At 52.4% G+C, this 12361-nt stretch carries 13 protein-coding genes; 5 read left to right on the top strand and 8 right to left on the bottom strand.

Going from position 1 to position 12361, the window contains the following annotated elements; translation table 11 throughout:
• Positions 1 to 47 precede the first annotated feature (47 nt).
• Positions 48 to 350, top strand: coding sequence for an antibiotic biosynthesis monooxygenase family protein (locus tag ACN06F_RS15860; RefSeq protein ID WP_253486157.1), 303 nt, complete (start codon positions 48 to 50; stop codon positions 348 to 350).
• 18 nt (positions 351 to 368) lie between these two features.
• Here ACN06F_RS15860 and ACN06F_RS15855 read toward each other — a convergent pair whose 3' ends face one another.
• The 5 genes from ACN06F_RS15855 to ACN06F_RS15835 are packed head-to-tail and all read right to left on the bottom strand — an operon-like array spanning position 369 to position 5757.
• Complete coding sequence (locus tag ACN06F_RS15855; RefSeq protein ID WP_433924274.1) at positions 369 to 1769, bottom strand: amidase; 1401 nt, start codon at positions 1767 to 1769, stop codon at positions 369 to 371.
• A 2-nt stretch (positions 1770 to 1771) separates the two neighbouring features.
• Positions 1772 to 3061: a Zn-dependent hydrolase gene (locus ACN06F_RS15850; RefSeq protein WP_433924273.1), complete on the bottom strand. Its 1290-nt coding sequence runs from the start codon at positions 3059 to 3061 to the stop codon at positions 1772 to 1774.
• A gap of 50 nt (positions 3062 to 3111) precedes the next feature.
• Entirely contained in the window at positions 3112 to 3930 is an 819-nt protein-coding gene (locus ACN06F_RS15845; protein WP_433924272.1) for a FadR/GntR family transcriptional regulator, read from the bottom strand.
• 22 nt (positions 3931 to 3952) lie between these two features.
• Positions 3953 to 5500 (bottom strand): sodium:solute symporter family protein, encoded by a 1548-nt coding sequence (locus tag ACN06F_RS15840; RefSeq protein WP_433924271.1) that lies wholly within the window; start codon positions 5498 to 5500, stop codon positions 3953 to 3955.
• Positions 5501 to 5514: 14 nt separating this feature from the next.
• Positions 5515 to 5757, bottom strand: a complete 243-nt coding sequence (locus ACN06F_RS15835) for a hypothetical protein (RefSeq protein ID WP_089040622.1) — start codon at positions 5755 to 5757, stop codon at positions 5515 to 5517.
• A 324-nt stretch (positions 5758 to 6081) separates the two neighbouring features.
• Here ACN06F_RS15835 and ACN06F_RS15830 point away from each other — a divergent pair, with 324 nt between their 5' ends.
• The 3 genes from ACN06F_RS15830 to ACN06F_RS15820 all read left to right on the top strand — a co-directional run bounded on the left by ACN06F_RS15830 (position 6082) and on the right by ACN06F_RS15820 (position 9693).
• Positions 6082 to 7449, top strand: a complete 1368-nt coding sequence (locus ACN06F_RS15830; protein ID WP_433924270.1) for an aspartate aminotransferase family protein — start codon at positions 6082 to 6084, stop codon at positions 7447 to 7449.
• A gap of 31 nt (positions 7450 to 7480) precedes the next feature.
• On the top strand, positions 7481 to 8977 hold the full coding sequence (locus ACN06F_RS15825) for a CoA-acylating methylmalonate-semialdehyde dehydrogenase (protein ID WP_433924269.1): 1497 nt from the start codon (positions 7481 to 7483) through the stop codon (positions 8975 to 8977).
• Positions 8978 to 9072: 95 nt separating this feature from the next.
• Entirely contained in the window at positions 9073 to 9693 is a 621-nt protein-coding gene (locus ACN06F_RS15820; RefSeq protein ID WP_089040624.1) for a TetR/AcrR family transcriptional regulator, read from the top strand.
• Positions 9694 to 9701: 8 nt separating this feature from the next.
• Here the strand turns inward: ACN06F_RS15820 and ACN06F_RS15815 are convergent, their stop codons facing one another.
• Positions 9702 to 10160 carry an Lrp/AsnC family transcriptional regulator gene (locus tag ACN06F_RS15815; protein WP_433924268.1) on the bottom strand — a complete coding sequence of 153 codons (459 nt, stop codon included), beginning with the start codon at positions 10158 to 10160 and terminating at the stop codon, positions 9702 to 9704.
• Positions 10161 to 10285: 125 nt separating this feature from the next.
• Between ACN06F_RS15815 and ACN06F_RS15810 the strand changes: the two genes are divergently transcribed.
• Entirely contained in the window at positions 10286 to 11254 is a 969-nt protein-coding gene (locus ACN06F_RS15810; RefSeq protein ID WP_433924267.1) for a hypothetical protein, read from the top strand.
• Here the strand turns inward: ACN06F_RS15810 and ACN06F_RS15805 are convergent.
• Together ACN06F_RS15805 and ACN06F_RS15800 are read right to left on the bottom strand one after the other, a co-directional pair.
• Positions 11242 to 12114 (bottom strand): PhzF family phenazine biosynthesis protein, encoded by an 873-nt coding sequence (locus tag ACN06F_RS15805; RefSeq protein WP_433924266.1) that lies wholly within the window; start codon positions 12112 to 12114, stop codon positions 11242 to 11244. The genes ACN06F_RS15810 and ACN06F_RS15805 overlap by 13 nt on opposite strands.
• Positions 12101 to 12301 (bottom strand): DUF1127 domain-containing protein, encoded by a 201-nt coding sequence (locus tag ACN06F_RS15800; protein WP_038478640.1) that lies wholly within the window; start codon positions 12299 to 12301, stop codon positions 12101 to 12103. The genes ACN06F_RS15805 and ACN06F_RS15800 overlap by 14 nt, the downstream gene beginning before the upstream one ends.
• Between the last annotated feature and the right edge of the window lie 60 nt (positions 12302 to 12361).

Genomic DNA, 12361 nt, shown 5'->3' with positions numbered 1-12361 from the left:
CAGGCCGCTACGCTAGCGTGTTAGACAAACTCAATAGGAGAGAGTGCATGTATATCGCCATGAACCGTTTTCGGATTGCCCCAGGCCGCGAAGAGGATTTTTTAGAGGTGTGGCGCAACCGCGATTCTCATTTGGATGAAGTGCCGGGTTTTACACAATTCCAAATGCTGCAGGGCGAAAGCCAGGAAGACCACACCGTGTTTATCTCCCACAGTGTGTGGGAATCAGAAGAAGCCTTCCGCGCCTGGACCAAGTCAGAAGCGTTCCGCAAGGCTCATGCTAACGCCAAAGCGCCGGAAGGTATCTATCTTGGCCCACCTAAGTTTGAAGGGTATGACGTCGTACTATAAGCCATATTTCATATCTGTTTAGGCAATCGCGGGTGGTGTCAGCGGTGGCAAGTAGCGCTCAAGCAATTGGGCGGCATGCAGCACCTTGAGGTCTTGATATTTGCCCGCTACTAAATGAAGGCCTACTGGCAGCCCTTGATTATCCAAACCGCAAGGAAGGGATGCAGCGGGCTGCTGGGTGAGATTGAAGGGGTAGCTGAACGGCGTCCAGTCCATCCAGTCTCGGTAGGTTTCCCCTGGTGGTACGTTGTGGCCCGCTGCAAAGGGTGAGATGGGCATCGTGGGGGTAACCAACAAGTCATAGCGTTCATGAAAAACTGCCATTTGGGCGGTCAATTCACTGCGCTGACGCCGGGCGGTGAGATAGTCGGAAAGCGATACATCCTGTCCGCGTCGGGCAATATCGAGAAACCCTGGGTCGAGTGATGCCTGCTGCTGTTCGTCCAGTTTTTCTAGCGCTTGGGTAGCACCTGCAAACCAGAGGGTGTTAAACGTCTTGATTGGATCGCTAAAGCCAGGATCAACCCGCGTTACTGTGGCGCCCAGCTCTTCGAAATAAGCAATGGCTTCCTCTACCTTTCGAGCAATGTCTGAGGCTACTTCTACGTAGCCAAGATCTGCACTATAGGCGATGCGCCAGCCCTTTAGGTTAGCAGGAGGCGGTGTTAGCCAGTCTGGCCCTTGGGGGTTGCCGGAGTAACCATCCCTGGCATCTGGCTGGGCCATCACGCTAAGCATTAGCGCACTGTCGGCCGCCGTGCGGGTCATTGGCCCTAAATGGGAAAGTGTACTCATGGCGCTAGCGGGCCACTGGGGAACCCAGCCAAAGGTTGGCTTTATGCCAAAGGTGCCGGTAAAGCTGCATGGGATACGGATCGAGCCACCCGCGTCGCTGCCTTGGTGTAAGAGACCTAGATTAAGCGCCGCCGCTGCCCCTGCGCCGCCGGATGATCCCCCGGGCGTCAGTGCGCTATTCCACGGGTTGCGGGTAATGCCGTGCAGGGGGTTATCAGTGACGCCTTTCCAGCCAAACTCGGGCGAAGTCGTTTTGCCAATGACGATGGCCCCAGCATTGCGAAGGTGACGGCTGATTGGCGCATCCACCTCCCAAGGGCCGTCTGATGGAGTAGTGGTTGAACCCAGGCGTGTCGGTAGGCCTTTCGTTAAGGTTAAATCCTTAATGGAGACAGGAATGCCGTCTAGCGGGCCGCTGGGTTTATCTGCCTGCCAGCGCTGGGCCGACTCTTCTGCCAAGCGCCGAGCCTCTATCTCGTTCACGCAGGTAAACGCATTGACCTTTGGGTTGTCGCGGGCAATTCGCTCCAAGCAGTCGTTTACCAGCGCCTCTGGGGAAAGCGTCCCCTTGCGGAAGCGGGCTAATGCTTCCACAGCTGTGAGTGTCTCAAATGTCTCCGTCATTGTTACTCTCCAGCGTTACTAACGCTATCTTCAACACTGGCCGCATTCAACATGGCCTGTAGAAGGACGTTACAGCCAGCGTGAACATGCTCTGGAGTGGCACTTTCAATTTCGTTGTGGCTAATGCCGTCCTTGCAGGGCACAAAGATCATTGCTGCGGGGGCTACACGGCCGACGAACATGGCATCGTGACCAGCACCACTGATGATATCCATGTGCGATAGGTTGAGTTGCTTGGCCCCTTCGCGCACTGCATCAACACAGGCTTTATTGAAGTGCTCAGGGGCAAAATTTGCGGTGGGCGTTAATTCATATTCCAGCCCATGCCGTTGGCAAATTTCTTCGACCGCCGTCGCTAAGGATTGACTCATTGAGATGAGGGCTTCTGGCTCCCAGTGGCGCATATCCAGGGTCATTTTAACTTGGCCTGGAATAACGTTACGCGAGCCAGGATGTAGTGACATACAACCAACCGTACCGCGCCCGTGGGGCTGATGATCAAAGGCAATTCGGTTAAGTGCTTGGGTGACTTCTGCCGCGCCCATCATGGCGTCGCGCCTTAGATTCATTGGCGTGGGACCCGCATGGGCTTCAAGCCCGGTTAGGGTTAAATCAAACCACTTTTGACCAAGCCCACCGATAACCACGCCGATGGTGGTGTCGGTATCTTCTAAAATCGGCCCCTGTTCGATGTGTGGTTCAAAGTAAGCTTTTATCTCACTGGGTGAGACCTCATCGCTACCACGATAGCGAATGGCATCCAGTGCATCACTCACCGTGATGCCATCGGCGTCGGTGCGCGCCATCATGGCGTCAAATTCAAGCACGCCAGTAAATACCCCAGAACCCATCATGCAGGGTGGGAAGCGACAACCCTCTTCGTTAGTCCACGCAACGACTTCAATGGGCGACTGTGTAGTGATGTTGTGTTCATTAAGCGTTCGGATTACTTCTAGGCCTGAAAGTACGCCAAAACAGCCGTCATACTTCCCACCAGTGGGCTGGCTATCCAAGTGGCTGCCCGCCATGACGGTTTTGGCTGTTGGGTCGCTGCCTTCCCGGCGGGCAAAAATATTACCGATATTATCAATGCGGATGGTGCAGCCTTCTGCACGACACCATTGGATAAATAGATCGCGTCCCTGTCGATCAAGATCCGTCAGCGCCTGTCGGTTAACGCCACCCTTAGCCGTCGCGCCCAGCTTCGCCATGTCCATCAGCGATTGCCAAAGACGGTCGCTGTCGGTGCGAAGGTTAGTGAGCGCGCTTGTTGGCGTTATGTAGGTAGTCAATTTAGTATCCTCCCAGGATGAAAAGGGTGCTACAGCACGCGTTTTTCCATTTATAAGTCATATAGTTTGGAGCGATGAGCTAGAGTGCCCAGTAGGTCGTTGCTGACTAGCATTTGTTCGGCCATTTCGGCTTCTAGCGCACTCATGTGATGCTCTGCATCTAGCATATGCTCGGCCATCACTTGACGGACACGCGAGGTATCTTCAGCTCGGTAGGCATCTAGCAACTGCCGGTGATAGTCCTGGTTAGCGTGATCGAACTGCTTACGTTCAGGCACGTAAGCTTTTTTGATCACGACTAGGTCGCGCAGCATGTCGTTTAAAAACTGGCATATAAACGCCAACAGTGGATTAGGGCAGGTGCGCGCCAGCAGTTGGTGAAACTCCAACTCTAAAAAGCGCTGGCGCTTATGGTCTTCCTCGCCGCCACAGCAAGTGCAGGCTGCTATATTCGCTTCAAGCTGTTGAAAGTCCTCTTCCGAGAGTCGGCCGACGACGGATGCCGCCAGCTCGACCTCTAACAGCTTGCGCAATTGATACACTTGCTTGCCATCTAACTGTTGGAAATGCAGAAAGTTACGTAGCATGCGGCTGGCGGGCTCCATGCCCGGCTGATTAATAACGGCCCCTCCTTGAGGCCCGGTTTTTAAAGTGATTAGCCCCTCAACCTCAAGAATCTTAAGCGCTTCGCGTATAGTGGCTTTGGCGCTGCCATAGAGCTCCATCAGAGCTCGCTCATTTGGCAGGCGATCACCTTCACCGAGCCCCTCCGATGCAATCCAGCCTTTGATATCATCACTGATAAGCTCGGCGAGTTTAGGGCGACGCTTAGCGGTTGAACTAGCAGTTGAAAAAGGGGCTTTGGCCATCAAGACACTCCTTTGTTGATTGTTAGCGATCAGCTACTGAGGGCTTAGTTTCTTGTGCATAAGCTGGTTTAGGTTCTTGTGCATAGTTAGGTAAACGCTCGGGGTGGTACTCCGCATCATAGTCGTAGCGCGCCTGGGTAAAGCGTTCCACAACCGCTGTGTCACGGCGATGCAATGCATGGCTTAGGCCAACAAACAGTGCGATGTTGAGCAGTAGCCCCCAAATACCCGCATGGAAGCCAAGGGGGGCACTTAGCGGGCCAAAGGTCATCAGAAGCACGCAGCCAACGCCAGCCCACAAACCTACTAGAGCAGCAGTAGGGTGAGCTTTTTTCCAAGTGATGGCACCGAGTGTAGGAATCACCAATTGTGCAGTGCCTGCCAGAGCAGCAATGCCGATAGTGACCAGAACACCGGGTACGGTAAGCGCCATGATATAAGCCACCAGTGAGAAGCCCACCAGTGATAAGCGACCGATATAAACAATACGGGCTTGGCTTGCGTCACGGTTCACATAGCGTTTGTAAATATCCATTGTCACTACCGTGGATACCGCGTGAATCTGTGAGTTTGCCGTTGACATGGCGGCTGATGCGCCCGCTGCCATAATCAGTGAAGCAAGTAGATATGGCGCATACTCCATGAGCATGATGGGTAGGATTTGGTCGGGATTTTCCACATTCGGCTCAAGCAGCACACCCGAGTAACCTGATAGAACAGAACCTACATAGGCAAAAGCTGCTAAGCCCAATAAGAAGGGCATTAAGTTAAACAGCTTGCCGTGCTTAACTGAGTACATGCGCAACCAAATTTGTGGGCCCATAAAGGCGCCAATAGCCGTTATCGCAAACAGTGAGAACCACATGGGATAGCCCATCGTGCCGTTCGGCCCTGGCATAGTGAGATGTTCAGGAGAGGTTTGCTGGAGTTGGCTGAATAGAGCGGATGGCCCACCCACTTGGGTGGAAATATAGTAGCCTGCGTACATCATGCCGAAGAACAGCAGAGCCCCATAAATGACGTCGGTCCAGGCAATGGCACGAATGCCACCAATCCATACATAGATAATAATAATGAAGTAAAACAGCAGCGCGGCGAGCCAGAAAGGAATCAAGCCACCAGAGGCAACTTCAATTAAATAGGCACCACCCGTTAACTGGATCTGTAAATACGGTACGGTAAAAATCAGCGTAATCGCCGCAACGGTAATGCGCAGCGCTTCGCTGTTATAAAAGTCGCCAATTAAATCTGATGGCGTTAAATAATTGAACCGCTTTCCTAAAAACCAAACCCGCTTGCCGATCCAGTAATACATAAAGCCAAACAGCAAGTTCCAGGCTAGCGCAGTCAGAAAGACCGGGCCATTGGTATAGAACGTAGCGTTAGAACCCAAGAAGGCAAACGCACTCCACCACGTGGCCGCTACGGTGAAAAATACCGCTATGCTACCCATCGCGCGGCCTTGAACGAAGAAGTCTTCACTCGTTTCTTGCGATTGACGTGCCGATAGAACCCCTACTAATAAAGGGATGATCATAAATGCGGCAATAATTAATAAGCTACCGGTCATGCGTTATCTCCCTTTTATGGTTGCTTAATGGTGTGGTTAGCCGTTGATGATGGGCTGCCCCAGTTTGTCAAGTACGCCACTAAAAACAGCGCCGTTAATGCAAACCACCAAAAGAGATTCCAGGCCAATAAAAAGGGGATGCCCATCAACATGGGTTCTATACGATTGGCTAGCATGATGATGGGACTTTCTAGCATGAAGAACCCAAGCAGCATGCCGCTATAAAGCGCTAGTTTAAGAGGAGGTAGATATTTCATAACACGTTTGCCCTTTGTTTATGGTTTGTGTGTGAGCTTGGTTTTCAGCGCAAAGCAATCCAGCAAAAGCTATCCAACAGCAGCGTTATTAAGCGCAGCGCGGTTGCCAAGCGTTAGTGGGGCGTGAACCACTCATTCGTTGTATTTATTCGTATAGATATAACAAATAGGCGTTTTTCAAAATATCGTCAAGCCAGAATGGATAACGAGAGCCTGCTTATTACGTATAAATTTTCTAACGTGAACACAAGAAAAGCGTAATTTTATAAACATGTTAAGTGGCGCATGCTGAGGCTATGTCTCATAGCGATGGAGCTGGACACCATGTTTGACCTACAAAACAACACTACCCCTCAGGCGTTTATTGACGAACAAAACGCTTCTCCCAGCGCGCTTAATCAGCACTATTGGATGCCGTTTAGCGCTAACCGTGATTTCCGCGCCAACCCGCGCATGATTACTGGCGCGGAAGGGCGCTATTACATCGATGACCAGGGCCGTAAGCTATTTGATTCACTCTCTGGCTTATGGACCTGCGGTGCAGGTCACAATTGTGAAGAGATCCAAAAAGCGGTGGCGGCGCAGCTCGGCTCTCTCGACTTTGCGCCAGGTTTTCAAATTGGCCATCCGCTGGCGTTTAAGCTGGCGGAAAAAGTGGCCAGCCTTACACCTGCGGGGCTGGATCATGTGTTTTTCACTAACTCTGGTTCAGAAGCCGCTGATACCTCTGTCAAAATGGCCAAGGCCTACTGGCGGCTAAAAGGTAAGCCCGAAAAGACACGCATGATTGGCCGTGCCAAGGGCTATCACGGGGTGAATATTGGTGGCACCAGCCTGGGTGGCATCGGTGGCAATCGTAAGCACTACGGCCAATTGATGGATGTGACGCATCTGCCGCACACGCTGCAGGCAGGTCACGCCTTCACCCGTGGCCAAGCCGAAACCGGCGCCGAGCTTGCTGATGCGCTGCTTGATCAAATCGCCCTGCACGATGCATCCACCATTGCGGCGGTGATCGTTGAGCCAATGTCTGGCTCTGCCGGGGTGATTGTGCCGCCTAAAGGCTATCTGGATCGGCTGCGCGAGATCTGTACCGCCCACGATATTCTGCTGATATTCGATGAAGTGATCACTGCTTTTGGCCGCAGTGGCGCAACCACCGGCGCAGAAGCGTTTGGCGTTACGCCGGATATCATGAATGTTGCCAAGCAGATCACTAACGGCGCTATTCCTATGGGTGCGGTGATTGCTTCCAGCGAAATTTTCGACACTTTTATGCACGCTGGCGGTGCCCAACACGCCATTGAGTTTTCCCACGGTTATACCTACAGCGCCCACCCTGTCGCTTGTGCCGCTGGTTTAGCGGCGCTTGAAATGATGGAGCGTGACAACTTCCCTGCCCAGGTAAGTGCTATCGCGCCCGCTTTTGAACAAAAGCTGCACGCTCTAAAAGGTCGCAATCACATTGTTGATATTCGCAACTATGGTTTGGCGGGCGCACTTCAATTAGCCCCCAGAGATGGCGACCCCACCATTCGCCCTAGGGATGCCCATTTAGCCTTGTGGGAAGCTGGGTTTTACGTGCGCTATGGCGGCGACACACTGCAGTTCGGCCCTCCGTTTGGCTCCACAGAGGCTGAGCTAGAGCGGCTGTTTGATGCCGTTGCCACCACCCTGGATTCGTTAGCATAACCGACTGACCTAAATTTCAGAGAGTTTAAATATGAGCGTTGTTTCCCATCTGATTAACGGTGAATTAATCGACAGCCAGCGCACGCTGGACGTGACCAACCCTTCAACGGGTAAAGTGATTCGCCAAGTGGCGGACGCCAGCGCCGCCGACGTAGAGCGGGCTATTGCCGCCGCCCAAGCTGCGTTTCCCGCTTGGCGAGATACGCCACCTGCTAAGCGTGCCCAAGTGATGTACCGCTTCAAGCAACTGCTAGAGGAGCACGCTGACCGCTTGGTGCAATTGGTCAGTGAAGAGCACGGTAAAACCCCTGAAGATGCGATGGGCGAACTGAAGCGCGGCATCGAAAATGTCGAGTATGCCTGCGGTGTGCCTGAGCTATTAAAAGGTGAGTATTCCCATAACGTTGGGCCGGGTATTGATGCGTGGTCCAATTTCCAGCCATTGGGCGTAGTGGCCGGCATTACTCCATTTAATTTCCCTGCCATGGTGCCGCTGTGGATGTATCCGATGGCGATTGCTTGCGGCAACACCTTTATTCTCAAGCCTTCGGAAAAAGACCCTTCGGCGGCGATGGCGGTAGCCGAGCTGTTGCAAGAAGCTGGGTTGCCAAAAGGCGTGATGAATGTGGTGCACGGTAGTCGCGAAGCGGTGGAAACGCTGCTAGATGCTAAGGCCGTTAAAGCCATCTCATTTGTTGGCTCAACGCCGGTAGCAGAAGCTATCTATTCCCGTGGTTCGGCCGCTGGCAAACGCGTTCAGGCTCTGGGTGGGGCGAAGAACCATGCCGTGGTGCTTCCAGACGCTGATTTGGAAAACGCTGCCAATACTCTGATGGGGGCGGCTTTCGGAAGCTGCGGTGAACGCTGCATGGCCATCTCGGTGGCGGTATGCGTGGGTGACGAGACGGCAGATCGATTAGTTGAAACGCTGCTGCCTAAAATTGCTGAGCTCAAGGTTGGCCCTGGTACCGATAAAGGCTTGGATATGGGCCCGCTGGTGACGGCAGAGCACCGTGACAAGGTGTTGGGCTATATCGAAGACGGCATAAAGGCAGGTGCGTCACTAGTGGCCGATGGCCGTGAGCTGAAAATCGCGGGTCATGAAGATGGCTATTTCGTTGGTGGTTGCCTGTTCGATAACGTTACTACCGAGATGCGCATTTACCAGGAAGAGATTTTCGGGCCAGTGCTGTGCGTGGTGCGGGTCGGCAGCTTAGATGATGCTATGCAATTGATTAACGACCATGAATACGGCAATGGCACCTGCCTGTTTACTCGCGATGGCGAGGCTGCTCGACGCTTTACCGATGGCATCGAAGTGGGCATGGTGGGTGTTAACGTACCGCTTCCCGTACCGGTGGCCTACCATAGCTTTGGCGGCTGGAAACGCTCGTTGTTTGGCGACCTTCACGCCTACGGCCCTGACTCTGTACGCTTCTATACCCGCCGAAAAGCGGTTTCCCAGCGCTGGCCTTCGGTGAGCGAAGCCACACGTGCCGAGTTTTCGTTTCCCACTAACCAACGTTGACGCCGTAAGCTAACTACGCCATCTTCTCTGCACCACTGCTCAGCGGTGGTGCACTTTTTTGGTGTGCGTATCTTAGTCGTAAAGGGACGAGCAGCGTGGCGAGAACACAGGACGAAATTCGGCAAACCAACGTAAAAAAGATTCTTCAGGCGGCGGAGCAATTGTTTGCTGAAAAAGGCTATGCCGGAGCATCGATGGGGGAAATTGCCCAGTTGGCCGATCTGCCCAAATCCAACGTGCACTACTATTTTTCCACTAAAAAGGCGCTCTACCAGGAAGTGCTGCTAGCGCTGCTGGAAATCTGGAAACAGGACGCGCTGTGCTTCGAACTCTACGACGACCCACGAGTCGTGCTTTCTAGCTATATCCGCGCCAAAATGAATCATTCTCGCTACCGCGCTCACGGTTCGAAAATATGGGCAGCGGAAGTAATGCAGGGCGCACCCATTCTAAAAGAGCGCCTGCGCGATAACTTATACGAATGGGCTAAATTGAAAGAGTCGAAAATTCGCGAGTGGGTCGAGTCCGGTCAAATTAACCCCGTTGAACCGTCCTATCTCCTTTATATGATTTGGGCCTCCACCCAGCACTACGCCGACTTCGACTACCAAATCTACCTGCTTAACGACGATAAACCCTTAGACGACCTGCAGTTTGAAAAAGCCGTGCAGTCGGTAACCTCGGTGATTTTGCGGGGGATTGGGTTGACGGCGTAGAGCAGTGCTCAATGACTGAGTTGCACAGATGTATCAAACTTATGCCGCTTTCGCGATAGTAACGTGCGGAACTTGCGCAGGTTGTCGTGGGCATAGAGCACGCTGTCGCAAAAGCGGTCGTACTCATCTAAATCAGCGACTGCCACGATCAACACAAAATCACACTCACCCGTTACTTGATAGCACTGCTTCACTTCAGGGGCGTTGACCGCTGATGTTAAGAACTGCTGGTAGAGTAACTTGTTATCCCGCTCCATGGTGACTTCCACCACCATGTGTAGGCGCTGGCCTAAGGCATCAGGGTTGAGTAGCGCCACTTCACGCTCAATGACTCCCGCATCGCGTAATCGATTAACCCGCTTTAAACAGGCCGAGGGGGAAAGCCCTATTTCATCCGCTAATGCTTGATTGGTCAGGCTGGAATCGCTTTGAAGCTGGTCAAGAATTCTTCGATCAATAGCGTCCATGAATAAGATTCTCTTTCTATGTTAATAAAGAACGAATAGTGATTGTAGGCACCGTATTGGAAAGAAGATTCTGCGTCATCTCCATTATCATAACGTTTGTTAAAACAATGGCAATGGAGGGCTTGATGCGGATCACAATTCACTATTTATTGGCGGTGGTAGGTCGTGTACTGCAAGACGCGCTGCGCGTGTATGTGACATTACTCAAAATCCTGATACCTGCTTTGCTCATCGTCAAAGGGTTAGAACTACTCGGTATGATCGAGTGGCTGGGGGCGGCATTAGCTCCTTTAATGAGCACACTCGGTTTGCCTGAACAAATGGGTGTTGTGTGGGCGGCGGCGCTCTTCACCAATTTGTACACCGCCATTGCGGTGTTTTTCCAAGTCGTCGGTGAAACGCCTTTGAGTGTTGAGCAGGTAACGGTACTGGGTGCGTTGATGCTGGTAGGGCATTCGCTTCCCGTTGAGGGAGCGGTAGCCAAGCGCGCTGGCGTACCTTGGTGGGGCACGCTGGTTCTGCGTGTGGGTGGGGCTTTACTGCTTGCTTGGTTGTTACACTGCTTCTATTCGTATTTTGGTTTGTTGCAAGCTCCCGTTGAATTGGTCTGGCAGCCAAGTTTTTCATCAGCACCAACGCTCAGCGGTTGGGCATTGGCACAGTTGGAAACGTTAGCGCTTATTTTTGTGATTATTTTAGCGCTGATTGTGCTCTTAAAACTTTTAAAAAGGCTGGGTCTAGAGCGTTGGATTCATCTTGGTTTGCTACCGTTGCTCAAGCTATTAGGCATTGGTCGTTCGGCAGCGAATGTGACGGTCATTGGTTTCACGCTGGGACTAAGCTATGGCGCAGGGCTGCTGATTCGTGACGTGCAAAACGGGGTGCTTAGCAAGCGCGACAGCACGCTAGCGCTGTGTTTTCTCGGCCTCTGCCATAGCGTAATAGAAGATACGCTGCTGATCTTAATGCTTGGAGCCGATATAACGGGTATCTTATGGGCACGGCTCTTCTTTGCCGTTATTGTAACCGCGGTGATTGCCCGCTGGCCCAAAGCCACGTTGAAGAATAAATCACCTCATCATCAACCCAGGTGATTAAATTCACCCCTACCCACGATGACTGCCTTACCGCCCACATTGACATAGCCAGACTTAATCTCACCATTGGCGGTGGTGTGGATAACGCTTGGTCGCCCCATTTCAACACCCTGGTGAATCTTGCAGTGTAGGGGATCTGGCTTGAGTGACGCTAAATAGCCAGTTAAAGCTGCTGCAGCGCTGCCAGTGGCGGGGTCTTCGCAAATACTGGCGTGCATGGAGAACATGCGGCTCCGTACAATCGTCTCTCCGTTGTCTCGTTGTTCCAGTACATAAAGGTATATCTGCTCAGTGCCGCTGCGTGTAACGGCATCCGCCCATACTGCACCGGCGATTTGTATGTGCTCTAGAGCCGCTAGGTCGGCTAGTTCAATAAGATGAAAGGGCAGCCCGAAAGAGGCAATGATGGGATCGCCAATGACTTGGTGGATGTCTAGCCCTAGTAGCTCAACGGCAGTAAGGCGATCAATCGTGCTGCCCGTGACCATGACGGGCTGGGCGATTTTGAATGTTGCTGTATTTTTTTCATAATTAACCGCTAATTCGCCGACAGGTGGCTGTAGCACAATGCCCTGCTCGCGGTTGACGAGGTTTAACTCCGCTAGTAGATGCGCGGTACCTACCGTGGGGTGGCCAGCAAACTGCAGCTCAGACGTCGGTGTAAAAATCCGCATAGGGTAGTGATTAGCCGCTGTCGCCGCGCCTAAAAATACCGTTTCAGCCAAGTTAAGTTCATTGGCAATTGCCTGCATAGTGCTGGTTTCAAGCTCATCGGCATCTAAAAAAACTGCCAACTGATTGCCCGAAAAAGGCTTATCGGTAAACACATCCAACAGGTAATACTCAGCAGTTTTCATAGGGACCTCTTTTGCATGACGAGTGCTGCCAAAACGGTTTACAACCCTCTTTTTGCGCCTGGGTGCGAGTGATTCCAATATCTTCTAGCAGTCGGTCATCAAGGGTTAGTAGCTGACGGCGGCTACGGCGGCGTTGATGATAGTGACGTAACTGACAGCGAAACTGAGTGAGGCTGAAGCGTAGCATGGCAGTTCTCCTTGATGACGATGTGCTCCACCAGATTACGCAGCCATGCTAGGTCAATAC

The sequence above is a fragment of the Vreelandella sp. 21 genome (genome assembly GCF_050995515.1).
Taxonomy (GTDB): Bacteria; Pseudomonadota; Gammaproteobacteria; order Pseudomonadales; family Halomonadaceae; genus Vreelandella; species Vreelandella alkaliphila.
Note: the sequence above shows the minus strand (reverse complement) of the source record. Positions and strands in the feature narration are given on the sequence as shown.